Here is a 23,409-nt window from a genome sequence, read left to right on the forward strand (position 1 = left end):
CGGAGGTGAAGTCGGGTGAGGCGACGACGGGTCAGCCGGGTCGCGACCATCAGCATGCACACATCGCCGCTGGACCAGCCCGGAACGGGCGACGCCGGAGGCATGAACGTGTACATCGTCGAGTCCGCCAGACGGCTGGCCCAGCTCGGAGTGGAGGTGGAGATCTTCACCCGGGCCACCGCCCGCGACCTGCCACCCGTGGCCGAACTCGCCCCCGGCGTCCTCGTCCGCCACCTCACGGCCGGGCCGTACGAGGAGATGGACCGCGCCGACCTGCCCGCGCAGCTGTGCGCCTTCCTGTCCGAGGTGCTGCGCACCGAGGCCATGTACGACCCGGGCCGCTACGACGTCATCCACTCCCACTACTGGCTGTCCGGCCAGGTCGGCTGGCTGGCCAAGGAGCGCTGGGGCGTGCCCCTCGTGCACACCATGCACACCATGGCCAAGGTCAAGAACCTCCTGCTGGCCCAGGGCGACAAGCCGGAGCCCCAGGCCCGCGTGGTCGGCGAGCAGCAGGTCGTCGAGATCGCCGACCGCCTCGTCGCCAACACCACCGACGAGGCCCGCGAGCTGATCGACCTGTACGGCGCCCCCGAGCAGCGCGTCGCCGTCGTGAACCCCGGCGTCAACCTCACCCGCTTCCAGCCCGCCTCGCAGGGCGCCGCCCGGCACCGGCTCGGCCTCCCGCAGGACGCCCACGTCCTGCTGTTCGTCGGCCGCATCCAGCCGCTCAAGGCCCCCGACGTGCTGCTGCGCGCCGCCTCCAGGATGCTCATCGACGACCCGTCGCTGCGCTCCCGCCTGGTCGTCGCCTGCGTGGGCGGCCCCTCGGGCAACGGACTGGCCCGGCCCTCCCTGCTGGCGGAGCTGGCCGCCGAGCTCGGCATCCCGGACGTCGTCCGCCTCGTACCTCCCGCGCCGCAGGACGAGCTGGCCGACTGGTACCGGGCCGCGGACGTCACCGTCGTCCCCTCCTACAGCGAGTCGTTCGGCCTGGTGGCACTGGAGTCGCAGGCCTGCGGCACCCCCGTGGCCGCCGCCGCGGTCGGCGGCCTGCGCACCGCCGTCCGCGACGGCGTCTCCGGCCTGCTCGTCGACGGTCACGACCCGGCCGAGTGGGCGCAGGCGCTGCGCCGCTTCGTCACCGCGCCCCGCTGGCGCGAACAGCTCTCCCAGGGCGCCCGCGCCCACGCGGCCGCCTTCGGCTGGCAGGCCACCGCCTCCCGCCTCATGGAGGTGTACGCCGGCGCCCTCGCTCACATGCACCAGGTGCCCGTGGCCGTGTCCTGACTTTTATTCTGGTCGGCATGCGCGATGTCGTCGAAGCCGCGCTCAAGGCCGCGGACGTCTCCTACGACGAGCCGCGGCCCGGAGCGTTCCTGGCCAAACTGCCCGGACAGCACAAGCTCGCCACCATGACCTGGCTGATCGTGGGTGAGCGCGTGCTGCACGTCGAAGCCTTCTTCTGCCGCCAGCCGGACGAGAACCACACCGAGTTCTACCGGTGGCTGCTCGGCAAGAACGGGGCCATGTACGGGGTGCACTTCTCCCTCGACCCCGTGGGCGACGTCTACCTGGTCGGGCGGGTGCCGCTGGCCGCGGTGACCGAGGAGGAGGTCGATCGGCTGCTGGGGTGCGTGCTGACCTACTCGGACGAGTGGTTCGACCGGGCGCTGGAGCTGGGCTTCGCCTCCTCGATCCGGCGGGAGTGGGCCTGGCGCGCCAAGCGCGGTGAATCCCTCGCCAACCTCCAGGCCTTCGCCCGCTTCGCCGACCCCGACCGCTGACCCCGGCCCCGCCATATCGTTGACGCATGACCCGCAGCAGCAGGAAACCGCGGCGGCTCGTGGTGGGCGACGAGACCTTCCTCTGGGTGGTGGCCCACAACCACCGCGACGAGCAGGGCCGGCTCCGCGAGTGCAGGGAGACGCTCAGGCTCCGGCGCAGCGGGGCGCGCGGACGCCTGCTCATCGTCTTCCAGAAGGGTCCAGGACGCCTGGTGCCCGACGGCTACGTCCACTCCGGAGCCGTCGGCACCGGCGGCCTGTGGTTGAACCTGCACGAACCCGGCACCGTACGAGCCCTGCTCGACGAGGTGACCCGCCGGGGCTGGGACAGCGACGACCCGCGAACGTCCCACCTCGACGGCTGGGACCTCTTCGCCGCGGCCGCCACCCGCCTCACCGCGACCGCCCCACCCCCCGCCGAACAGGTACGGCCCTGAATCCCCCCGCCGCACTCCCGCCAACAGCTACGGCCCTCGACTCCGCGCACTTCCCGAACCATAGGATTGGCCCCATGGCGACTTTGGTGCTGCTTAGGCACGGCGAGAGTGACTGGAACGCGAAGGGCCTGTTCACCGGCTGGGTGGACGTGAGCCTTTCGGCCAAGGGCGAGGACGAGGCCCGCCGCGGAGGCAAGCTCCTCCAGGACGCCGGGCTGCGCCCGGACGTCGTCCACACCAGCCTCCTGACCAGGGCCATCCAGACGGCCCAGCTGGCGTTGGCGGAGGCGGACCTGCTCTGGCTCCCGGTGAAGCGCAGCTGGCGACTCAACGAACGCCACTACGGCGCCCTCCAGGGCAAGAACAAGGCCCAGACCAGGGAGGAGTTCGGCGACGAGCAGTTCATGCTGTGGCGGCGCTCGTACGACGTCCCGCCGCCTCCCATCGCCGACGACGACGAGTACTCCCAGGCCGGCGACCCCCGCTACGCCCTCCTCCCGCCGGAGCTCATGCCCCGTACGGAGTGCCTGAAGGACGTGGTCGACCGCATGCTCCCGTACTGGTACGACGAGATCGTCCCCGACCTGGCCGCCGGCCGCACCGTCCTCGTCGCCGCCCACGGCAACTCCCTGCGCGCGCTGGTCAAGCACCTGGACGGCATCAGCGACGACGAGATCGCCGGCCTCAACATCCCCACGGGGATCCCCCTGCTGTACGACCTCGACGCCGACTACCGCCCGACGGCCCCCGGGGGCAAGTACCTGGACCCGGAGGCCGCCAAGGCCGCCATCGAAGCCGTCGCCAACCAGGGCCGCTGACCAACGGCTCGATCTCGGCCCAGGAGCGCGCTTTCGCGCGGCGCGGCTTCAGGCAGCCTTTCGTGGGGGGCGCGGCCGCCCCCCACATCCCTGGTCCAACCGCCCGTGAATCCTCAGGCCGGGCCAGTGTCGCCGCGTGGGTTCGCGGCTCGGGATCGAGGGCGCTGGACACCCGCGATCCCGCCCGCAGCCCGCCACTCCGCCCCCTCCTGGCCCCGGCCCGGCACCTCCCGCCCCGTCTACATGCTCCTGCTCAGACATGTTCCATCACGATCATCCCGGTCGTGTCAGGATCGAGCGCGGTGAAGACATGCGGCGCGTCGCCCGGGTAGGACAGATAGTCGCCGGGCCCCAGCTCGACCGGCTCGTCCAAGGGCCCTGCCAGCGCCCGCCCCGCCCCGATCACGAGGTGTTCGACGGTCCCCGGCATGTGCGGCTCCGATCGCCGCGACTCGCCCGGCTGCGCCTCGATCCTGTAGAGGTCGCGACGGGCACCCGGCGGGCTGGAGGCCAGCAGGGTCGCGGTGTAGTCGGCCTGGCCGGAGCGGGCGGCCTGCCCTTCGCCGGCGCGGATGAGCCGCACCGCCGGGCGCGGCGGATCCACCAGCCGGCTGAACGGCACGCCGAGCGCGACGCCGAGGGCCCACAGTGTCTCGAGGCTCGGGTTCCCGGTGCCCGCTTCGAGCTGGGAGAGCGTCGACTTGGCCAGGCCCGAGCGTCTGGCGAGCTCCGTCAGCGAGATCCCCGCACGGTCACGCTCCCGCCTGATCGCCGCCGCGATCCGATCGAAGGGAGGTCTGTCATCCGCCACTGTTCGCTCCACGCTTCCATTCGTTCGATTTGACGAACACTCACGCCCGGTCCACTATAGCGATCGAGTGTTCCGATATACCGAACAGGGGGGCACATGCGCGACCCAGCAAGCCGGAGTCGGCCTCTCGACTCCGGCAGCGGCCACGACACGCAAGAGCACGGCCGAGCCGCCGCCCCGCCGTCCCACATGCGACATCTCGGCATCCTCGCGCACAGCACGGAAGGCGCGGCGCTCAGCTTCCTGTCCTTCTGCCAGGAGGGCTTCCAGCGTCGGGGCGAGCACGACCACCCCGACGTGACACTCGACTACATCCCGTTCGGCCGCAGCATGCCCGCCTGGGACGCGGGCGATCACGACGCGGTACGCAAGACGCTCGCGGTGAGCGTGGACCGGCTGGCCAGGGCGGGCGCGGAGTTCTTCATCTGTCCCGACAACACCGCCCACCTGGCGCTGGAGCGCCCGGGCCCGGCTCTCGCCCTGCCGGGCCTGCACATCGCCGAGGTGGTCGCCGATCAGGCCGCCCGCGACGGGCGCACGCGCGTCGGGGTGCTCGGCACCTCCTACACGATGGAAGGCACGGTGTATCCCCGCGCCCTCGGCTCGCGGGGAGTTGCTTTCGAGGTGCCGGACGCCGAAGACCGCAAGGTCGTCAATGAGATCATCTTCAGCGAGCTGGTCAATGGCTTGTTCACCGACGAATCACGTGCCGCGTACGTCAAGGTCATCGAGCGGCTGGCCGCCCGCGGCTGCGACGCGGTCGCGCTGGTCTGCACCGAGATCCCCCTCCTGGTCGGGCCGGAGCACTCCCCGCTCCCCACTCTCGACTCGACCCGCCTCCTGTCGACCGCCGCCTACGACGTCGCGGTCGGCCTGCGACCGTTCCCGTCCTGGCGCGGCGGCTCCGAGGGCCTGACGCGATGAGGTGAGTGATCCGGATCCGAGTCCGTGAGGTGATGAGGTGAGTCATCCGGATCCGCGTCTCATCGGCCGCCGAGCCTTCGGCCCCGGAGTCGCCGCGGCATCGCTGGCCCCGGCGTTCGGCTCCGCCCTGCCCGCCGACGCGGCACTCGTCTCTGTGCCTCCCGCCGGCTCTGGGTGGCCCGCCGGCGCCGCGCTCCCGAGTCGTGAGGGGGGTTCGGGGTACCTACCAGCCGATGGCGCGTGCGAGCGGCGTGTCGTCCCCTGGCGTCAGCGGCTTGTTCAGGATGAACGGCATCTGCGCCATGAACCGCGGCTCGGTGCCCAGGTGCTCCTGAGCGGCGTGCACGGTGAACGGATGTACCAGGTAGGCGTCGCCCGGGCTGCCCGTCGCCAGCGCCAGCGGCCGGTCGCGGCCCACCTCGTCGAAGATCGGCCCCATCTTCATGGGGTCGAGCACCTGCTCGTCGTCCAGCACCTTGACCAGGTCGCGGTGCGACCCCACGCGGATCCGGGTCGGTGCGTCGTCCGTACCGACCTCGGAGAACAGCACGAGGAGCAGCATGGTGGCGGGGCGCGCGCTCACTCCCCACGTGCCGTCGGCGCGCATGGTGTTGGAGTCGACGTGCCACCCCCGGTCGTCAGCCGGGGGCACCCGGGGAAAGCGGATCGGGATGTTGCCGACGACGCCGCGCCGCTGCCATCCGCCAGGACCCGCGACGGCGTCCAGGGCCGCGTGCAACTTCGGGCTGGCCATGAACTGCCCGAACGGCCCCTCACCGGTCATGTCCGCCGTCCACACCACCGGCTGCGTCCATCCGGAGGGATCGTCCGGCGACAGGCCGATCCGCTGCCACAACAACGCCCTGGCCGCGTCGCCCACCTCGCGCGGCACGATGCCTTCGAGCTTGGCGAACCCGTCGCGGACGAACTGTTCGACGTCAATGCTGTCCATGTTGAGCACGCTACCGAGCCTGTCCATCGCTTTTCCGGTCCGCTGGTCTGTCTCCGGTCCGCTGGTCTGTCTCCGGTCCGCTGGTCCGTCTCCGGTCCGCCGGTCCGCGCCCGGGCCGTCTTCCGGCTTCTTCTCCGGCCAGGCCGCCCACTCACTGGGCCACGTCCCCCGGGCGGGCGCTGGAGCCCACCGCCCGGGCCCACCGGGGCCCTACGGGGCGGGATAGTCCGTGACGTAGACGGGCGCACCGACCTTGGTGGTGTCGGCCGCGTCGCCGACGCCGTTGACGACGTGGTCGATCGTCCCGGCGCTGAGGTTGACGGTCATGATGTGGTGCAGCCTCACGCCAGGCGACCGAGGCACCTCGAACCCGTTCTCCGTGTGGATCTGCGGGTTGTTCTGGTTGAAGACGTAGACCCCGCCGCCGTACAGGCGGTGCCGGCGCACGCGGTCGCCGACCTTGTAGCCGGCCCAGCCCTCGACGGCGCCGTTCATCCAGTCGGCCTGGGTCGGCGGGTCGTACGGCAGCTCGTTCTGGTACAGGATCGTCGTGCCGTCGTCGCCGTTCCAGATCGTGTTGTACTGCTGGAAGTGCTCGACGAACAGCCCGGTCGCGGTCACGTGGTCGCCGTTGATGACGGCGCCGTTGCGACCCAGGTTGGTGTTCCAGCGCTGGGTGTCGTCGAGGCCTTCGACGCCGTGGTCGGCCCGCCACACCCAGGTGTGGTCGATGAGCACGTGGTCGCTGTTGACCTTGAGCGCGACGTCGGTCCTGCCGATGTGCGGCCCGCCGACCCGGAAGTACACGTCGGACAGGGTCGTCGGGTTGTCGGGCGAGGCCCGCCGTTCGCCGTGCCGCTTGCCCACCCGCAGCAGCACCGGCGACTTCTCCGTGCCGGCGTCGATGGTGACGCCCGCGACGACCACGCCGGGCACGTCGGCGACCTCGATCGGGGTCGAGCCGCGGGTGGCGGTGAGCGTGGCGTGCCCGAGGCCGAGCACGACCGTGTCGGGACGCTTGACCTCGATGCTGCGCGCGATGTCGTACACGCCGGGGGTGAGCAGCAGGTTCTTGCCGCGAGCGAGCTGCCTGTTGATGTCGTGCACGGAGTCGGACGGCCTGGCGACGAAGAAGTCGGTGATCGGCAGCGTGCGGCCGGGCGTCAGGCCGGCGGCCCACGAGACGCCGCGGGTGTCCCGCCTGGCGGCCGGCACGCGGACGTTGTACCTGCCCTTGGCGTCGGCGTACAGGTAGGGCTTCTCGCGGCTGACGGGGGTGGTGTCGAGGGTGGTGTACGGCGGGTTCGGGAAGCCGGTCTCGGCCGGCGCGCCGGTGACGCCCGAGAAGACCTGGTTCCACACGCCGTTCGACCAGCCGGCGACCTCGCTGTTGCGGGTCAGCCACTGCTGCTGCGAGCCGTTCGTGACGGACGGCAGCCTGGAGTCGGCGATGAAGCCGCCGCTGGCGTACTGCGGGCCGGCGGTGCAGTAGTCCATCAGCGAGAAGGTGCCGCCGGTGACGTCGAGCCGGCGCAGGGACACCGCCTGGGAGACGGCCCAGAAGTTCGCCGACGACCGGCAGCCGTCCTGGCCGGCGGCGTTGATGTTGATCGACAGGTTCGACAGGGTGCGCCAGAAGTTGACGAGCGCGAGGCAGTTGCCGGTGCCGCCGTCCGCCAGGCAGCGGTTGTAGACCTCGACCTTGCCGTTGATGACGACGTCGGTGGGGGAGGCGCCCAGGCCGGCGATCTCCGTGTAGTAGCCGACCTTGATCTGGAGCGGCTGTTCGGCGGTGCCGTACGTGCCGGGCTTGAAGAGGTACGCGTGGCGGGTGGTGCCCATCTCGTCGTCCACCTGGGCGGCGTGGGCGGCGTCGAGGGTGGCCTGGATGTCGCCGACCGGCATGCCGGGGTCGAAGACGGTGACGTTCGGCCCGAAGTCGGGGGTGGCGGGTGAGGCGGCGGCGGGGGTGGCCGCCGATAAGGCGGTGGTCGTGGCGGCGGCGGTCAACAGGGCGGTCGTCAGCACGAGGCCGAAGCGCGGCGCCCGGCCGCCGGGAGGCTGGGTCGTCGTCATACGGTCCGTCCCTTCCACTGCGGGGTCCGCAGTGCTCTGGACATCGCCAGCCCGCTGCGAGAGAGCGCTCTCTCGCGCGGCCTGGCTTAGATCGAGGTCTGAAGAATGTGGTGTCGGATGTTTCTACCGCGCCACCGGGCCCGTTCACAAGAGAACGCCACGGGAGAACATCCGGGCGCAGGTATACACAAAGAGTAGTTAACTGATTACTATAAGTGAAGGAGTGAAAGGTGGTGATCGGCCATGTTCAGGACGAAGATCGCCAAGGAGTGGTACGAACGACCGTTCCTGCTGCAACTCCTGGCGCTGGCCAGGATGCGGGCGGCCCTGCGCCGCCACAACCTCCACGACACCCGCCCGGCCGGCGGCGAACGGGCCCGCACCCCGGCCCGGGCCAGGCCGCGCCACCGCACCTACGACGGCTCCCGCTACGACCCGACCGACGCGGACATGGGCCGGGCCGGCACCCGCTTCGACCGCAACGCGCCGCTCGCCCTGACCCATCCGGACCCGCCGGACAGGCTGCTGTCACCCAGCCCGCGCGAGGTGTGCAACCGCCTGCTGACCAGGCGCGACCTCATCCCCGCCCCATCGCTGAACATGCTGGCCGCCGCGTGGATCCAGTTCCAGAACCACGACTGGTTCAGCCACGGCGACAACCATCTGATCGACCCCATCGAGGTGCCGATCGCCGAGGGCGACCCCTGGCACGAGCCGACGATGCGCGTACGCCGCAGCCGCCCCGACCCCACGCCCCACACCGTGCCCGGCGCCCCGCCCACCTACGAGAACACGGTCACCCACTGGTGGGACGGCTCGCAGCTCTACGGCAGCTCGGAGCGGCACTGCCGCTCGCTGCGCACCGGCGAGGACGGCATGATGATCCTCCAGGGCGGGCGCCTGCCGGAGGAGACCGCCCCGGGCCTGGCCGGGATCGACCTGACCGGGTTCAACGACAACTACTGGGTCGGCCTGGCGCTGCTGCACACCCTGTTCGTCAAGGAGCACAACGCCATCTGCGGCATGCTGCGCGAGGCGTACCCGTCCTGGGACGACGAGCGGCTCTTCCAGACCGCCCGCCTGGTCAACGTGGCCGTCATGGCCAAGATCCACACCGTGGAGTGGACCCCCGGCATCCTGGACAACCGGGCCGTGCGCGTGGGCATGAACACCAACTGGTCAGGGCTGCTGGGGCCCGGCTTCCGGCGCCGTCACGGCCGCGTGGGGCGCGGCGAGGTGATCTCCGGCATCCTCGGCTCGCCCATGGACCACCACGCCGCGCCGTACTCGATGACGGAGGAGTTCATCGCCTCGTACCGCTTCCATCCGCTGATCCGCGACGACTACCCGGTCCGCTCGCACCGCGACGGCAGCCTGATCACCACCGAGGAGCTGCTCCCGATCCAGGGACAGCACACCCGCGCCGCCGTCGACAGGCACGGCATGTCCGACTGGCTCTACTCCTTCGGCGTCATGAACCCCGGGGCGCTGACCCTGCACAACCATCCCAACGCCATGCGCGACCTGGTACGCGTCAGCGGCGAGCGCATCGACGTGGGCACCCTCGACATCCTGCGCGACCGCGAACGCGGGGTGCCCCGCTACAACGACTTCCGCCGCATGCTGCGCAGACCACCGGTGACGGAGTTCGCCAGGATGACCGGCGACCCCGGGTGGGCGCGGGAGCTCGAAGAGGTCTACGAGGGCGACCCCGAGCGCGTCGACGTCACCATCGGGCTGCTCGCCGAGCCCAAGCCGCCCGGCTTCGCGCTGTCCGACACCGCGTTCCGCGTGTTCGTGCTGATGGCGTCCCGCCGGCTCAAGAGCGACCCGTTCTTCACCGACCTGTACACGCCCGAGACCTACAGCCCCGAGGGGCTGGACTGGATCGACAGGACCGGCATGACCGAGGTCCTGCTGCGCCACCACCCCGAGCTCGCCCCCGCCCTCGACGGCGTCCCGCACGCGTTCGCGCCGTGGCGGACGCTCCGGTGACCCGCGGGCCGGCGGGCGGCTCCCCTGCCACCCAGGCCCGGCAGGCTCGTCACTCGCGGGCAGCCCGCGGCCTGCCGCGCCCCTTGGCCGTGTACGGCAGCACGAACAGGTACAGGCCGGTGAGGAACTGCAGGACCAGCGGGGCCAGCGGCAGGTAGAACACCCACATCGCGGGACTCTCCTGCGAGACGGCCACGATGGCGATGAGCACGGTCGTGGTGAAGGCGACGGACAACCAGCGGTGACTCTGCCGGACCCACTTGCTCGAGTTCACGGGAAACCTCCTCGTCGAAGGGCGCGCGGACGGCTCAGCGGACTTCCTGGATGCGGATCAGGTTGCCGGCGGGATCGCGCACGGCGCAGTCGCGAACCCCGAACGGCTGCTCGATCGGCTCCTGCACGATCTCGGCGTCGCCCGCCTGCAGCCGCTCGAAGAGGCCGTCGAGGTCGGCGGTGGCCAGGAGGATGCCGGCGTAGGTGCCCTTGGCCATCATCTCGGCGATGGTGCGGCGCTCGGCCTCGGTGACGCCGGGGTCGGCCGCGGGCGGCTGCAGGACGATGGACGTGCCGGGCCGGCCGGCGGGGTGCACGGTGATCCAGCGCATCCCGTCGTACCCGACGTCCTCGCGGACCTCGAAGCCGAGAACGTCCCGGTAGAAGGCCAGGGAGGCGTCCGGGTCGTCGTGCGGAAGGAAGCTCGAATGGATGGAGATGTCCATGAAGGTCACGCTAGAGGCGGCCGCTGAACCGCCGCTTCTCGATTCCTGACCGATACTGACCACAGGGCTCAGTACGGGCGGGCGATCCGGAGGAGGATTCATGTCGGAAGAGCGCGACATGGCGACAGGCCGTTGTTTCGTCTGTAAGCGCGAATTCACCTACGACCCGAGAGAGACCGTCACTTTCCTGATAGACCCGCAAACCGGGCTTCCGCCGGGATTCAGCGTCCTGGGCACCCTGCGGCCGGCCAAACCGGAAGCCGTGGCCCGGTCCACGGACGAGCCTCTCTGCCCCGATTGTCAGGACAAGGCGGAGCGGTACAGGGTTGCGATGAACCCGCCACCTCCGCAGTGGGAAAGCTGGCCGCCAGCCGGGAATTAAGCGCCCCATAACGCCCATGCCGGCGCTGGATGTGCGCGCAGGGCGTGGGCGTGGCTCTAGCATCTCCTTCGGGCAGACCGGTTGAAGGGCTGGGCGGAGGATGCTCCTTCGCCCAGCTCGACGGGGCGGCGTTCGAGCGGTCCCGAGACGTTCATGCGGTTCTCAAGACTTCCCGGTCACGGGCTGTTAGCTTGGGCGGGCGCCGGTGACCAGGTAGACGACGTCCTGCGCCACCCGTACCGCATGATCCGCGTACCGCTCGTAGTAACGCCCGACCAACGTGATGTCGATCGCCGGCTCCACCCCGTGCTGCCAGTCCTTGGCCAGGATGTTCCTGAACAGTTTGCGATGCAGCCGGTCCATCGCGTCGTCGTCCTGCTCCAGCTCCATCGCCGATTCCACGTCGCGCGACGCCACGCAGCTGCCGGCCTTGGTGACCAGGTTCTCGGCGATCTGGCCCATCTCCAGGATGGTGGAGCGCAGCCCCGGCGGGATGGCGGAGTCGGGGTGCCGCAGGCGGGCCACCTTGGCGACGTGCACCGCGAGGTCGCCCATGCGCTCCAGGTCGGTGCCCATGCGCAGCGCCGTGATGACCATTCTCAGGTCCACCGCGACCGGCTGCTGGCGGGCCATCAGCTCGAAGATCGACGTCTCGATGTCGGCGAACACCGCGTTCACCTCCTCGTCGCGGGAGATGACGCTCTCGGCGAGCTGGAGGTCGGCGTCGAGGAGGGCCGTGGTGGCACGGGATATCGCCGAGCGGACAAGGCGGGTCATCTCGACCAGCTTGTCTGTCAGTGCATCAAGTTCTTCATGGTACGCGTCGCGCATGTCGTCACCGTACGACCCGCTCGATGAACGAACCCCTACAGCAAGATGAACTTTCCAGGAAAGGGCCGTTCATCCCCTGATGAGGGGGTCTGTCCCTGCGGAAACGCCACCTACCATCGGAGGCATGAGTGAGATGGCCATGAGCTTCGCGGCCCTGGCCGGGTTCGTGGTGGGCGCGCTGGCGGTCCTGTTCTACCGCAATCAGATCGAGGCCCCGAGCCGTGCCGCCGCGGCGGACGGCGTGGAGACCGGTGCCGCGCTGCCGCAGGGCGTGGCGTCGGTGCTGGCCGTGCTGCCCTCGTCCGCCGTGGTCCTTGACGCCCACGACCGCGTCCTGCGCGCCAGCTCGGCCGCACGGGCGTTCGGGCTGGTCAAGGGCGATCGCCTGATGGCCGCGGAGCTGCTCGCCCTGGCGAGGCAGGTACGCCGCGACGGCGAGATCCGCGAGAGCGAGATCGACGTCGCCGGGCACAAGTTCGGCCAGGAGACCACCAACTTCGCCGTCCGCGTGGCACCGCTCGGCTCCTACGGCCAGGTGCTGGTGCTGGCGGAGGACCAGACCGAGCGGCGCCGGGTCGAGGCCGTGCGCCGCGACTTCGTCGCCAACGTCAGCCACGAGCTGAAGACCCCGGTGGGCGCGATGAGCCTGCTGGCCGAGACCATCCAGGACGCCGCCGACGACCCCGAGGCGGTCAGCCGCTTCGCCGGGCGCATGCAGCACGAGGCCGCCCGGCTCAACTACCTCATCCAGGACCTGATCACGCTCAGCCGGATCCAGGGCGCGGAGCCCATCCCGACGCCGGGTCAGGTCTCGATCGACGAAGCGATCCACGACGCCATCGACCACTGCAACACCAGGGCCTCCGCCAAGGACATCATGCTCGTCACCGGCGGCACGGAGGGCCTGCGCATCTGGGGCGACGACGAGCTGCTCGTCACCGCCCTGCGCAACCTGATCGACAACGCCGTCGCCTACAGTCCCGAGCACACGAGGGTCGTCGTCAGCGTGCGGCCCGCGGGCGACTCCGTCGAGATCAGCGTCAGCGACCAGGGCATCGGCATCCCCGAGGAGGCGCTGGAGCGCATCTTCGAGCGCTTCTTCCGCGTGGACGCGGCCCGGTCGCGCGCCACCGGCGGCACCGGCCTCGGCCTCGCCATCGTCAAGCACGTCGCCGCCGCGCACGCCGGCGAGGTGTCCGTCTGGAGCAAGGAAGGGTCCGGCTCCACCTTCACCCTCCGCCTGCCCGCCTTCGGCGGCACGGCGGTGGCAGTACCACCCTCGATTCCCCTGGAGGCAGCCTCGTGACTGAGCGAAGCGAAGGAACCATCGAACACAGCACCCTGGTCATGAGGCCGACGGAGGAGGGCTCATGACCCGAGTTCTGGTGGTGGAGGACGAGGAGTCCTTCTCCGACGCCCTGTCCTACATGCTGCGCAAGGAGGGCTTCGAGGTGTCCGTCGCGGCGACCGGGCCCGAGGCGCTGGAGACGTTCGACCGCAACGGCGCCGATCTGGTGCTGCTCGACCTGATGCTGCCCGGCCTGCCCGGCACGGAGGTGTGCCGCTCGCTGCGGCAGCGCTCCAAGGTGCCGGTCATCATGCTGACGGCCAAGGACAGCGAGATCGACAAGGTCGTGGGCCTGGAGCTGGGCGCCGACGACTACGTCACCAAGCCGTTCTCCTCGCGCGAGCTGGTGGCCCGCATCCGGGCGGTGCTGCGCCGCCAGGGCGACGTGGTCGAGGAACTGGAGACGGCCGTGCTGGCCGTCGGCCCGGTACGCATGGACGTCGACCGGCACGTCGTGGCCGTGCGGGGCGAGCAGGTGCAGCTTCCGCTGAAGGAGTTCGAGCTGCTGGAGGTGCTGCTGCGCAACGCGGGGCGGGTGCTGACCAGGGGCCAGCTCATCGACCGGGTCTGGGGCGCCGACTACGTGGGCGACACCAAGACGCTGGACGTGCACGTCAAGCGCCTGCGCGCGAAGATCGAGTCGGACCCGTCGAACCCGCGCTGCATCCTGACCGTGCGCGGTCTGGGCTACAAGTTCGACGCCGTCGAGGAGTAGGCGAACGTGGAAAAACCCCGGTACCACGTGGTACCGGGGTTTTCTCGTGCGGTCAGTGACCCTCTTCCGCCGCGGTGGCGGACGGGGTCGGGGTGGGCGTGGGGGCCGCGGTGGCGCCGGGGGCCGGCGGGTAGTCCTTGAATTCGCGGCTGCGCGTCACCACAGGCACGTTCATGGACACGACCCCGGCGTTGGCGAACTGGAGGTCCAGTTTGATGGTCTCGCCGCCCCTGAGGCTCTTGGGGATCGCCTCGAGCATGATCTGCGGGGTGGGCTTGCCGGTGTTGACGAGCGTGTTGCTCGGGAGCTGGATCGGGGCCGTGACCTTCACCGTGCCCATGTTGCCGGCCGAGACCGCCTGGAGGGTGTCGGGGGCGCCCGCGGTGTTCAGGATGTTGAGGTAGACGGGGGCGGAGCCGCGCCAGGGGATCTGGGCCCCGGAGTCGGGCCCGAGGATGAACGCCTGCGGGATGTGAATGCCGCTCTTGCCGTACGCGTCCTTATCGATCAGCACTTGTGCTTCGGCGGGGGCGTAGGGCTGGTTGGTGGTGGCGTCGAATCCGGCCGCGCAGCCCGCGAGCGCGGGGGCTGCCAAGAACGCGGCGGCTACGGCAATCCAGCGACGGCTGGTCACGGGCGGGTACTCCTTGGTCTTGCGCAGGTGTCGCGCGTGCGTGATGTGCAGCGCCCACCATATCCACCCCAATGCAAGGTCATATCCACACCCCCGCAGGTCATTCGCTATGTCCGGAAATGCGATTCATAGAGTTGAGCGCTTGTCAAGCCCCAATATGCGGCCTTGACCTGCAGTTATGAGGATTTCACTGTTCCGGGAGGCTGTGGATGCGTGGTACCCTGGAGTACAGCGGAAGGGGTACTTGTCACATGACTTTCCAGGTCGGCGACACTGTCGTCTACCCCCACCATGGGGCTGCTCGGATCGAAGCAATCACGAAGCGATCCATCAAGGGTGAGGAAAAGACCTACCTGGTGCTCAAGGTCGACAAGGGCGACCTTACCGTCCAGGTGCCAGCTGAAAACGCAGAACTCGTCGGCGTGCGCGATGTTGTCGGTCAGGAAGGCCTTGAGCGGGTTTTCGATGTCCTTCGGATGCCGCACACCGAGGAGCCGACCAACTGGTCTCGTCGCTACAAGGCCAATCTCGAGAAGCTCGCCTCCGGCGATGTGAACAAGGTCGCCGAGGTGGTTCGGGACCTGTGGCGGAGGGACCGCGAGCGCGGCCTGTCCGCGGGCGAGAAGCGCATGCTCGCCAAGGCTCGCCAGATCCTGGTCAGCGAGTTGGCCCTGGCCGAGAAGACCAATGAGGACAAGGCTGAGGCCCTGCTCGACGAGGTTCTCAACTCCTGAACACGAATCTTCCACGGGTGGGCGTCGGTGTCGACGTCCACCCGTTCTCATCGAGTGACTCAGGCCGCGAGCTCAACCTCGCGGGCCTGCACTGGCCGGGTGAGACCGGCCTCGAAGGCCACTCCGACGGCGACGCCGCCGCCCACGCCGCCTGCGACGCGTTGTTGTCGGCGGCCGGGCTGGGCGATCTGGGCCGGCTGTTCGGCACCGCCGACCCGCGCTGGGCGGGCGCCTCGGGTGCCGCCCTGCTGGAGGAGACCGCCCGCCAGGTACGCGCCGCCGGCTTCGAGATCGGCAACGTGGCGGTCCAGGTGGTCGGCAACCGGCCCAAGCTGGCCCCGCGCCGTGAGGAGGCCGAGAAGGCCCTCAGCGCGGCCGTGGGGGCCCCTGTGAGCGTCTCCGCCACCACCACCGACGGGCTGGGCCTGACCGGGCGTGGAGAAGGCGTCGCGGCCATCGCGACGGCGCTGGTCGTCAACCTTTCCTGAGCTGCCGGCGTCATACCTAGGGACGCGTGAGGGTGTCCTGGCGGGTGGTCGTCTGGCCCGCCTGATCGGGAGGCGGCGGTTCGTCACTGGCGCGGTACGGGCCGCCGCCTTCTCATGGGTAGTTTGCCTGCTCAGGGGGTATGTGTCTCCCCAAGACATGTGAACGTCTCGGGGGGAGCTACACATGATCGGCGCGATTGTATCCGCAGTAGTCATCGGCGCCATCGTCGGTGCGCTGGCCAGACTGCTGGTGCCCGGCAGGCAGAACATGTCCATCGGCCTGACCCTCATCGTCGGCATCGTGGCGGCCCTGGTCGGCACGCTGATCGCGCATGCGCTCGGATGGGCCGACACGAAAGGGATCGACTGGATCGAGCACATACTCCAGCTCGCTCTGGCCGTCATCGGCGTGCTGCTTGTGACCCGCATGGGCATGGGGCGCGGTGGTGGCCGTCCTGGCCGAACCGGCCGAACCACGACCTGACCTGGCCCTATCTTTACGGCATGCATAATCGCCGTAGATCGGGTAGCGACCTCCCCGTGAGAGTGAACCGCTCACCCTCACGGGGAGGTTTCATGTCATGACCATCGAATCCATCCTTGGCGCCATCGTGATTGGCGCCGTGATTGGCGCAATCGGTCGTCTGCTGCTTCCCGGTAGGCAGGCCATCGGGTGGATCCTCACCATCGTCGTCGGCATCGTGGCGGCCCTCGTGGGCACGCTGCTCGCCCAGGTGCTGGGCGTGGAGACGACTCCCGGCATCGACTGGATCGAGCTGGTGATGCAGGTGGTGCTCGCGATCGTCGGTGTCGGCCTGGTCGCCGGACTCAGGCGCGGTCACCGCGTCTGACGCCGGCTCAAGGCGGGATACATCGGCCCGCCCGGGAGAGCTCCCGGGCGGGCCTGCCCATGTCCTGATCAGTCCTCGGGCGGGCGCGGGGTGGCGCGCAGGCGGCCCGACGGGGCGGGGGTGTCGTCGTGGACCACCGGGTGCGGGGCGGTGTCCTCCATCTCCTCCCGCCTCTCGCCCCCGTCGGCGGTCTCCGGGCCGTGCAGGGGGTCGGGGGTGTCGTCCTCGAAGACGGGGTGCGGCTGGGTGTCGGCGTCCTCCTCGTCCTCGTCGTCCTCCGGGCGGGGGTGGACCAGGACGTCGGTGGGCTTGACGCGGTCGCCCCAGCGGACGGGCCGCGTCGGCGGCTCGGCCTCGGCCTCGGGCTCGGCCGCGGCCTCGGACTCAGGCTCTGGTGCCGGTACGGGCTCGGGCTCCGGTACGGGCTGGGCGGCGAGTTCCTTCTCCTGCATGGGCCACTCGGACACCCGGGCCGAGACCGGCGGGGTCTCGGGGGCGGCGGTGGGGCCGACCACCGGCGTGGGCTCCAGGACGGGCGCGGGCGCCTCGGCGGCCAGCGGGGGAGCGGTCTCGGGACGGTGGAACGGCACGATGTCCTGCTCCGCCGTACGATCCTCGTGCTCGGCGCGTTCCGGGCCGCGTACGTGCTTGATCAGCAGTAACCACAGCCACAGCGCCAGCGCCAGCATGACCCACGGCGCCAGGGCCACGCCCACGGCCGTCTCCCGCACGCCGAACTGGAAGCGCACCGCCGTGGCCACGTTCACCGCCGAGGCCGCCACGATCAGCAGCACCAGCACGAACGCCGCCTGCACGCGTACCAGCATCCTGGCGGGGCGCAGCAGCAGCACGGCGATCAGGGCGATCAGGAGGAGCGCGTCGAAGGCCGCCGGGTAGAGGAAGGCGAGGTCGGGCCTGGCCTCGCCGGTGATGGCGAGCGCGCGCAGGTCGTCGAAGGACAGCGCGCACGCGGCCCCGGTGAGGGCGGCGACCGCGAGCCCGGCCAGGGCGATGCCCAGGCGGCGGAGCGTAGAGGGGGGAGTCACGTCCATGGCGGTCTCGAGCCTACAGAACAATGATGGTCGAGACCGATCAAGGGAGAGCCACGCATGACAGTGCTGCCGGAAGATGTCCGGAAACTCCTGGACGCGCCGAATCACGCCACGGTGACGAGCCTCAACCCGGACGGAGGGCCGCAGTCGTCGGTCGTGTGGGTGCGCACCGACGGCGACGACATCCTCTTCTCGACCGTGAAGGGGCGCAGGAAGCCGCGCAACTTCGAGCGCGACCCGCGGGCCAGCCTGCTGGTCATCGACCCCGACAACCCGTACCGGTACGTGGAGGTGCGCGGGCGGGTGACCATGACGCCCGACCCCGAGGGGGTGCTCATCGAGGAGCTGGCGCAGAAGTACCAGGGCACGTCCTGGGAGGACAAACCGGGCACCGAGCGGCTCATCGTACGGCTCTCTCCCGACAGGGTCATCTTGCGGGGTTGATTTATCGGCGTGCTGACCGCCCTGAGGCGTTAGCCTTGCCTTCGTGAGCCTGCACATCTACGACACCAGCACGCGCGCCATCCGTGAATTCGTTCCGGTCGAAGCCGGCCGGGCGTCGATTTACCTGTGTGGGGCCACCGTGCAGGCTCCGCCGCACATCGGGCACATCCGCTCGGGTGTGAACTTCGACGTGCTCAGGCGCTGGCTGATGCGCTCCGGGTACGACGTGACGTTCTGCCGCAACGTCACCGACATCGACGACAAGATCATCAGGGTGTCGGCCGCGGAGAGCGTGCCCTGGTTCGTCGTGGCCGAGCGCAACCAGCGGGCCTTCACCTGGGCGTACGACACGCTGGGCTGTCTGCCGCCGACCGTCGAGCCGCGCGCCACGGGGCACGTGCCCGAGATGATCACGCTGATGGAGCGGCTGATCGAGCGCGGCCACGCGTACGCGTCGGGCGGTGACGTCTACTTCGACGTGCAGTCGTACGCCGACCGCTACGGCTCCCTGTCCAACCAGAAGCTGGAGAACATGCGGGCCGCGGCCGACACCGACGACGAGTCCTGCAAGCGCGACCCGCGCGACTTCGCCCTGTGGAAGGGCGAGAAGCCGGGCGAGCCGACGTGGCCGACGCCGTGGGGCCCGGGGCGGCCCGGCTGGCACCTGGAGTGCTCGGCGATGGCGACGAAGTACCTGGGGCCGACGTTCGACATCCACGGCGGCGGGATCGACCTGATCTTCCCGCACCACGAGAACGAGATCGCCCAGTCGCAGGCCGCCGGCGACGGCTTCGCCCGGAACTGGATGCACAACGGCATGCTCAAGATCGGCGCCGAGAAGATGAGCAAGTCGCTCGGGAACTCGCTGCTGATCCCCGAGATGGTGCAGAAGGTCCGGCCCGTGGAGCTGCGCTACTACCTGGCGGGCCCGCACTACCGCTCCTCGATCGAGTACTCCGAGGAGGCGCTGCTGGAGGCCGCCGCCGCGTACCAGCGGATCGAGGGCTTCGTGACGCGGGCCGCCGAGGTCATCCACGACGTCGACGCCGACGCGCCGCTGCCGCAGGCGTTCGCCGACGCGCTCGACGACGACCTGGGCACGCCGCAGGCGCTGGCCGTCGTGCACGAGGTGGTGCGCGAGGGCAACGTGGCGCTGTCGCGCGGCGACAAGGAGGCCGTGGCGCGGCTGCTGGCCGAGACCCAGAACATGCTCGACGTGCTGGGCCTCGACCCCCGTTCGCCGCAGTGGCGCGGCACCGGCTCCGACCTGACGCCCGTCGTGGACGCGCTGGTGGCGGTGGCGCTTGAGCAGCGCAAGGCGGCCAGGGAGCGCAAGGACTACGCGGCCGCCGACGCCATCAGGAACCAGCTCGCCGCCGCCGGCATCACCGTGGAGGACACGCCGCACGGGGCTCGCTGGGAGTTGAGCCGCTAGAGCCTTCATCGGAGGTGGATCACCTGGGTGCTCCACCTCCGAGCCGACCCCTGCGCGGGTCGCGGAGATCCGCGCATACCTCGGACATACCAACGGTCACTACCGTGACGCTCCAGATCAACGATCCCCGACTTGGGAGCGAAACGGCAGTGAGATTTCTGCAGAAGACGACCATCGTCGCAGCCGCCGGCCTGGCCCTGTCCGTTCTCGGCTCGGCTCCGGCCACCGCGGCATCCAACTGGAACTCCAACCCCCCGACCGCCGCCACCGAGGTGTCCACGCGCATCCAGCTCAGCACCGGCCTGGGAACCTTGCAACTGCGTAAGGGCAAGTGGAACGGCAAATGGTGGGTGTGGGCGCGGATCACCAATCCGACCAGCACCGCGAACAAGAGCTACTTGCTCACCTTCGTCGTCGGGGGTTCCACCGCGGGTGTTGACATCAACGGCACGAGCTACACCAAGGCCTTCCGCCTGATCTCGGGCAAGACCTACAAGTCATGTCTCAAGAGAGACGTCATCGGCGGCGGCTACGACAAGTGCACGAGCTTCACGGGATGACCTCCCGCGCGCAGTGAAGCCGGCCTTCGTCGCGTGCTGATACCACCGGACGGCGGGTCTCCCCTGCGGGAGCGGGCCGCGTCCCGACGGACTTCCGGAACGAGCTTCCCTCGGGACGCATGCCTTGAGCACGAGCAGCCCTCACCCGACTGCTGAAACAGGCCTCAGGACGACGCGATCCGGGCGAGGTCGATGATCACGAGCTTGTCCTTGAGCTCGTACCAGACCAGCCGGTCGTTGGTGATGCCCGGCTGGACGCTCATCATCTGCCCCTTGGCGTCCGGGCGCAGGCCCAGGTCGCCGGACTTACCGGTCACCAGGTCGACCAGGGCCTCGCCCTGGGCGGGCCGGGGCAGGCGGACCGTCATGAAGCGGTCCTGCGACAGGCCGTGCAGCGCGCTCTCCCGCAGCTCGCGTTCCTGCGAGCCGTCGCGCAGGCGGAAGAAGGGCTTGCCGGCGGCGTTCACCCCGACGCAGGTGGTGACGCCGCACCTGACGTAGCGGTCGCCGGGGCGGACCAGGGCCTTGCTCAGCTCGCCCGTCTCGACGTTGTAGAGCTCCTCGAAGCTGGGCTCCTCGTCCGGCGTGTACTCGCCGGGCGTGCCCACCCACGGCCAGTTCAGGATGTGATGGCGGCCGGCGTTCTCGACGGGGGTCACGGCGCCGCCGTCGAGGGGGACGGTGAAGACGCCGCCTCCCCTGAAGGCGGAGAAGGCCAGCCTGTCGCCGGTCACCGTCAGCTTGTCCGCGCCCTGCCTGATCGGGGTGTCGGTCGGGACGGCGGCGGGCTCGCCGCCCGCGACCGGCACGGACCAGAGCCTGGTACGCGTGTCCTCGATCGTCTGCCAGAAGATCCGGCCCGCTCCCGCCGTGAAGGCCGAGGCGAACACGCCCTTCGGCGTCCGGATATCGGTGATCTTGCGGGTCAGGCCCGTGTCGAGCTCGTACGCGTACAGGGCGTCGGCCTTCTCGTGGCTCTCCCACGTCTGCATCAGCAGCGTGCGGTCGTCGAGGAAGATGACCGGGCGGAGCTTGCGGCCCTCCGGGAGCTTCGCCGGGATCTTCCGGACGGCGTCCGGCCACACCTGCTCGACCGGGCCGGGCATGGTGTCCCGCTCGGACGAGGGGGCCGGTGCGGGCTCCACCGCGACCTGTGGGGCCTCCTGGAGCCCCCGTACCGACAGGGCGACCCCGCCCGCCACCACGACCACCGCGGACGCCGCGAGCGCCGTCACGGAGGCCAGCGCGCGGGTCCGGCGGCGCCGGGAGCGGCCCATCACCTGAGTGGGCAGGTCGCTCGGGGCCTGCGGGGCGCTCTCCGCGGCGCGGCCGATGACCCTGGTGAGGTCGTTCTCCAGATCCTTGCTCATGAGGCGTTCCCCTTGGCGGGTGAGTGGTGGGCGATCGCGGCGCGCAGCCGGGCCAGGCCGAGCGAGGCGTGGCTGCGTACGGTCCCCTGGGAGATGCCGAGGACGCCGGCGATCTCCGCGTCGGGGAGCTGCTCGTAGAAGCGGAGGACGAGCACGGCGCGCTGCTTGCGCGGCAACCCTTCGAGCGCCTGCCACAGCTCCTGGTCGCCGTCGGAGGGCAGCACGTCGTGCAGAGGCGTCTCGGGCGGCGCCCACGCGAGCTGCTCCCGCCGGCGGCGACGCCAGACGCTGATGTGCAGCCTGGTCATGATGACCTTGGTGTAGCGCTCCGGGTCCTCCTTGCCGCGCACCCTCGGCCAAGCCCGGTGCAGCCTGACCAGCGCCTCCTGCGTCAGATCGGCCGCGTCATGCGGGTTGCCGCTGAGCGCGTAGCCGTAGCGCAGTAACGCGTTGGCCCGCTCGGCGACGAACTCCGTGAAGCGGGAGTCGTCTTCCACTTGTCATCGCCTTTCCGTGGTTCGTCACCACACAGACGGACTTGGTGGAACATTTGTTGAATCCATGGTGGCTTGGGCTCACCGACCGCCCGAGTACCCTTGTTGACATGGCAGCAGGCGGTAGGGCTTCGGGCAGGCCCGCGAAGAAAAAGGGCCCGGCCAAAGGCACCGGAGGGCAGAACCGCCGGTCGCTCGAGGGCAGGGGCGCGACCCCACCCGCCGAGATGCGCCACTGGTACAAGGACAAGGCACGTACCGAGCGCATCGCCCGCGAGGAGCGCGGCGGCACCCGCCGCGCCGCCCCCGCCAGGCAGCAGCGCCGCTCGGAAGACGCCCCCGACTACGTCGGCGGCCGCAACCCGGTGCTGGAGGCCCTGCAGGCAGGGGTGCCGGCCAGCGCCCTCTACGTCGCCCAGCGCATCGACAACGACGACCGCGTACGCGACTCCATCAAGATCGCGGCCGAGCGCGGCATCGCCCTCCTCGAGGTCACCCGCGACAAGCTCGACCGTCTGACGGAGGGCGGCGTCCACCAGGGCATCGCGCTCCAGATCCCGGCATACGACTACGCCCACCCGTCGGAGCTGGTGGAGCTCGCCCACGACGCCGGCGAGCCCCCGCTGATCGTGGCCCTCGACTCGGTCACCGACCCCCGCAACCTGGGCGCCATCGCCCGCTCCGCCACCGCCTTCGGCGCCCACGGCCTGCTCATCCCGTCCCGCCGCTCGGCCGGCGTCACGGGCGGCGCCTGGAAGACCTCGGCGGGCACCCTCGCCAGCCTCCGCGTCGCCCGCGCCGCCAACCTGACGGCGGCCCTGCGCGAATACCGCGAGTCCGGCCTCTTCGTCATCGGCCTCGACGGCGCCGGCGAAACCGACATCGGCGACGTCGACCTGCTGACCGAGCCGCTGGTGGTCGTCGTCGGCTCGGAGGGCAAGGGGCTGTCGCGGCTGGTGCGGGAGCACTGTGACGTGGTGGCGCGGATCCCGATGCAGGCGGCTGCGGAGTCGCTCAACGCGGGGGTGGCGGCTGGGGTGGCGCTGTATGAAGTCGCTCGTCACAGGCGTCTCTAGCGTCTACACTGGTAGGCCGTGCCGACGTAGCTCAATCGGCAGAGCATCTGTCTTGTAAACAGAAGGTCAGGGGTTCGATTCCCCTCGTCGGCTCTGCAACCAGAAGGCCCCTGAACAGGCGTTACGCCGTCAGGGGCCTTTCGGTTTCTGGCCCTCAACCGGTGTCTGCGGCGTCTTCGGGAGCCACCGGGGGCTGTTTCCCCAGGAGAGCGGTGAAGCTGGCCTCCGTTGCCGCGCGCCGGTCGCCTTCCAGGAGGTGACCGTAGATGTCCTTGTGCGGACACGCGAAATCGCTCGTGAGCGTTGACTGTGACGCGTCGATTCCGCGTGATCACGTGTCCGGAACCGCCTAGGGCGTGTATTGGGTTGTGATCAAGGGGTGGGTCGTGTGAGGTCTTTGATCCAAATCATCGCGCCACGAAGGTGGAGGCCGGCGATGTAGCTCTCAGGGGTCTTGTCGTAGCGGGTGGCGATGC

The 23,409-nt window shown here is 70.0% G+C and carries 26 protein-coding genes and 1 tRNA gene; 17 read left to right on the top strand and 10 right to left on the bottom strand.

Features of this window, described 5'->3' with window-relative positions:
- Positions 1 to 15 precede the first annotated feature (15 nt).
- From mshA to ACBJ32_RS54280, 4 genes are all read left to right on the top strand, one after another.
- Positions 16 to 1,290 carry a D-inositol-3-phosphate glycosyltransferase gene (mshA, locus tag ACBJ32_RS54265; RefSeq protein WP_357891022.1) on the top strand — a complete coding sequence of 425 codons (1,275 nt, stop codon included), beginning with the start codon at positions 16 to 18 and terminating at the stop codon, positions 1,288 to 1,290.
- A 17-nt stretch (positions 1,291 to 1,307) separates the two neighbouring features.
- Complete coding sequence (locus ACBJ32_RS54270) at positions 1,308 to 1,787, top strand: YbjN domain-containing protein (protein WP_357891019.1); 480 nt, start codon at positions 1,308 to 1,310, stop codon at positions 1,785 to 1,787.
- Positions 1,788 to 1,813: 26 nt separating this feature from the next.
- A complete protein-coding gene (locus ACBJ32_RS54275; RefSeq protein ID WP_375133545.1) occupies positions 1,814 to 2,224 on the top strand; it encodes a hypothetical protein in 411 nt (136 codons plus the stop codon).
- Positions 2,225 to 2,298: 74 nt separating this feature from the next.
- Positions 2,299 to 3,042 carry a phosphoglyceromutase gene (locus ACBJ32_RS54280; protein WP_375133546.1) on the top strand — a complete coding sequence of 248 codons (744 nt, stop codon included), beginning with the start codon at positions 2,299 to 2,301 and terminating at the stop codon, positions 3,040 to 3,042.
- Between the two features lie 253 nt (positions 3,043 to 3,295).
- On the opposite strand, the gene ACBJ32_RS54285 is transcribed toward ACBJ32_RS54280, so the two are convergent.
- Entirely contained in the window at positions 3,296 to 3,853 is a 558-nt protein-coding gene (locus tag ACBJ32_RS54285; RefSeq protein WP_375133547.1) for a helix-turn-helix domain-containing protein, read from the bottom strand.
- Positions 3,854 to 4,042: 189 nt separating this feature from the next.
- Here ACBJ32_RS54285 and ACBJ32_RS54290 point away from each other — a divergent pair, with 189 nt between their 5' ends.
- Positions 4,043 to 4,777 (top strand): aspartate/glutamate racemase family protein, encoded by a 735-nt coding sequence (locus ACBJ32_RS54290; RefSeq protein ID WP_375133548.1) that lies wholly within the window; start codon positions 4,043 to 4,045, stop codon positions 4,775 to 4,777.
- Positions 4,778 to 5,000: 223 nt separating this feature from the next.
- On the opposite strand, the gene ACBJ32_RS54295 is transcribed toward ACBJ32_RS54290, so the two are convergent.
- Positions 5,001 to 5,729, bottom strand: coding sequence for a phytanoyl-CoA dioxygenase (locus ACBJ32_RS54295; protein ID WP_375133549.1), 729 nt, complete (start codon positions 5,727 to 5,729; stop codon positions 5,001 to 5,003).
- A gap of 210 nt (positions 5,730 to 5,939) precedes the next feature.
- Positions 5,940 to 7,805, bottom strand: coding sequence for an adenylyl cyclase (locus ACBJ32_RS54300; RefSeq protein WP_375133550.1), 1,866 nt, complete (start codon positions 7,803 to 7,805; stop codon positions 5,940 to 5,942).
- Between the two features lie 243 nt (positions 7,806 to 8,048).
- Here ACBJ32_RS54300 and ACBJ32_RS54305 point away from each other — a divergent pair, with 243 nt between their 5' ends.
- Positions 8,049 to 9,800: a peroxidase family protein gene (locus ACBJ32_RS54305; RefSeq protein WP_375133551.1), complete on the top strand. Its 1,752-nt coding sequence runs from the start codon at positions 8,049 to 8,051 to the stop codon at positions 9,798 to 9,800.
- A gap of 49 nt (positions 9,801 to 9,849) precedes the next feature.
- Here ACBJ32_RS54305 and ACBJ32_RS54310 read toward each other — a convergent pair whose 3' ends face one another.
- From ACBJ32_RS54310 to phoU, 3 genes are all read right to left on the bottom strand, one after another.
- Positions 9,850 to 10,074 (bottom strand): hypothetical protein, encoded by a 225-nt coding sequence (locus ACBJ32_RS54310; protein ID WP_375133552.1) that lies wholly within the window; start codon positions 10,072 to 10,074, stop codon positions 9,850 to 9,852.
- Between the two features lie 34 nt (positions 10,075 to 10,108).
- Positions 10,109 to 10,519, bottom strand: a complete 411-nt coding sequence (locus tag ACBJ32_RS54315) for a VOC family protein (RefSeq protein WP_375133553.1) — start codon at positions 10,517 to 10,519, stop codon at positions 10,109 to 10,111.
- 568 nt (positions 10,520 to 11,087) lie between these two features.
- A complete protein-coding gene (phoU, locus tag ACBJ32_RS54320) occupies positions 11,088 to 11,732 on the bottom strand; it encodes a phosphate signaling complex protein PhoU (RefSeq protein ID WP_357890991.1) in 645 nt (214 codons plus the stop codon).
- 133 nt (positions 11,733 to 11,865) lie between these two features.
- Here phoU and ACBJ32_RS54325 point away from each other — a divergent pair, with 133 nt between their 5' ends.
- Together ACBJ32_RS54325 and ACBJ32_RS54330 are read left to right on the top strand one after the other, a co-directional pair.
- The gene (locus tag ACBJ32_RS54325) at positions 11,866 to 13,038 is read left to right on the top strand and encodes a sensor histidine kinase (protein ID WP_375133564.1); all 1,173 of its coding nucleotides are present in this window, start codon (positions 11,866 to 11,868) and stop codon (positions 13,036 to 13,038) included.
- 64 nt (positions 13,039 to 13,102) lie between these two features.
- A complete protein-coding gene (locus ACBJ32_RS54330; RefSeq protein ID WP_185110404.1) occupies positions 13,103 to 13,795 on the top strand; it encodes a response regulator transcription factor in 693 nt (230 codons plus the stop codon).
- A gap of 52 nt (positions 13,796 to 13,847) precedes the next feature.
- On the opposite strand, the gene ACBJ32_RS54335 is transcribed toward ACBJ32_RS54330, so the two are convergent.
- The gene (locus ACBJ32_RS54335; protein WP_375133554.1) at positions 13,848 to 14,429 is read right to left on the bottom strand and encodes a copper chaperone PCu(A)C; all 582 of its coding nucleotides are present in this window, start codon (positions 14,427 to 14,429) and stop codon (positions 13,848 to 13,850) included.
- Between the two features lie 251 nt (positions 14,430 to 14,680).
- Here ACBJ32_RS54335 and ACBJ32_RS54340 point away from each other — a divergent pair, with 251 nt between their 5' ends.
- The 4 genes from ACBJ32_RS54340 (at position 14,681) to ACBJ32_RS54355 (ending at position 16,502) form a co-directional block, all read left to right on the top strand.
- A complete protein-coding gene (locus ACBJ32_RS54340) occupies positions 14,681 to 15,163 on the top strand; it encodes a CarD family transcriptional regulator (protein WP_043624891.1) in 483 nt (160 codons plus the stop codon).
- A gap of 17 nt (positions 15,164 to 15,180) precedes the next feature.
- Positions 15,181 to 15,651 carry a 2-C-methyl-D-erythritol 2,4-cyclodiphosphate synthase gene (ispF, locus tag ACBJ32_RS54345; RefSeq protein WP_357890982.1) on the top strand — a complete coding sequence of 157 codons (471 nt, stop codon included), beginning with the start codon at positions 15,181 to 15,183 and terminating at the stop codon, positions 15,649 to 15,651.
- 184 nt (positions 15,652 to 15,835) lie between these two features.
- Positions 15,836 to 16,135: a GlsB/YeaQ/YmgE family stress response membrane protein gene (locus ACBJ32_RS54350; protein ID WP_375133555.1), complete on the top strand. Its 300-nt coding sequence runs from the start codon at positions 15,836 to 15,838 to the stop codon at positions 16,133 to 16,135.
- 97 nt (positions 16,136 to 16,232) lie between these two features.
- A complete protein-coding gene (locus ACBJ32_RS54355) occupies positions 16,233 to 16,502 on the top strand; it encodes a GlsB/YeaQ/YmgE family stress response membrane protein (RefSeq protein WP_375133556.1) in 270 nt (89 codons plus the stop codon).
- Positions 16,503 to 16,570: 68 nt separating this feature from the next.
- Here the strand turns inward: ACBJ32_RS54355 and ACBJ32_RS54360 are convergent, their stop codons facing one another.
- Complete coding sequence (locus ACBJ32_RS54360) at positions 16,571 to 17,554, bottom strand: DUF2637 domain-containing protein (protein WP_375133557.1); 984 nt, start codon at positions 17,552 to 17,554, stop codon at positions 16,571 to 16,573.
- Positions 17,555 to 17,611: 57 nt separating this feature from the next.
- Between ACBJ32_RS54360 and ACBJ32_RS54365 the strand changes: the two genes are divergently transcribed.
- The 3 genes from ACBJ32_RS54365 (at position 17,612) to ACBJ32_RS54375 (ending at position 19,993) form a co-directional block, all read left to right on the top strand.
- Positions 17,612 to 17,998 (top strand): PPOX class F420-dependent oxidoreductase, encoded by a 387-nt coding sequence (locus ACBJ32_RS54365; protein ID WP_357890970.1) that lies wholly within the window; start codon positions 17,612 to 17,614, stop codon positions 17,996 to 17,998.
- A 43-nt stretch (positions 17,999 to 18,041) separates the two neighbouring features.
- Positions 18,042 to 19,433: a cysteine--tRNA ligase gene (gene cysS, locus ACBJ32_RS54370; RefSeq protein WP_357890967.1), complete on the top strand. Its 1,392-nt coding sequence runs from the start codon at positions 18,042 to 18,044 to the stop codon at positions 19,431 to 19,433.
- Positions 19,434 to 19,537: 104 nt separating this feature from the next.
- Positions 19,538 to 19,993, top strand: coding sequence for a hypothetical protein (locus ACBJ32_RS54375; protein WP_375133558.1), 456 nt, complete (start codon positions 19,538 to 19,540; stop codon positions 19,991 to 19,993).
- 164 nt (positions 19,994 to 20,157) lie between these two features.
- Here ACBJ32_RS54375 and ACBJ32_RS54380 read toward each other — a convergent pair whose 3' ends face one another.
- Both ACBJ32_RS54380 and ACBJ32_RS54385 read right to left on the bottom strand, forming a co-directional pair.
- Complete coding sequence (locus ACBJ32_RS54380; protein ID WP_375133559.1) at positions 20,158 to 21,363, bottom strand: TolB family protein; 1,206 nt, start codon at positions 21,361 to 21,363, stop codon at positions 20,158 to 20,160.
- Positions 21,360 to 21,860 carry a SigE family RNA polymerase sigma factor gene (locus ACBJ32_RS54385; RefSeq protein ID WP_375133560.1) on the bottom strand — a complete coding sequence of 167 codons (501 nt, stop codon included), beginning with the start codon at positions 21,858 to 21,860 and terminating at the stop codon, positions 21,360 to 21,362. Before ACBJ32_RS54385 ends, ACBJ32_RS54380 begins: the two co-directional genes overlap by 4 nt.
- A 107-nt stretch (positions 21,861 to 21,967) precedes the next feature.
- On the opposite strand from ACBJ32_RS54385, the gene rlmB reads away from it, so the two are divergent.
- Both rlmB and ACBJ32_RS54395 read left to right on the top strand, forming a co-directional pair.
- Complete coding sequence (gene rlmB, locus ACBJ32_RS54390) at positions 21,968 to 22,933, top strand: 23S rRNA (guanosine(2251)-2'-O)-methyltransferase RlmB (RefSeq protein ID WP_375133561.1); 966 nt, start codon at positions 21,968 to 21,970, stop codon at positions 22,931 to 22,933.
- Between the two features lie 20 nt (positions 22,934 to 22,953).
- Positions 22,954 to 23,026 (top strand) — tRNA-Thr (locus ACBJ32_RS54395).
- Positions 23,027 to 23,409: the final 383 nt, after the last annotated feature.

Origin of the sequence: Nonomuraea sp. GTA35 (assembly GCF_041950525.1) — a bacterium.
Lineage (GTDB): Bacteria > Actinomycetota > Actinomycetes > Streptosporangiales > Streptosporangiaceae > Nonomuraea.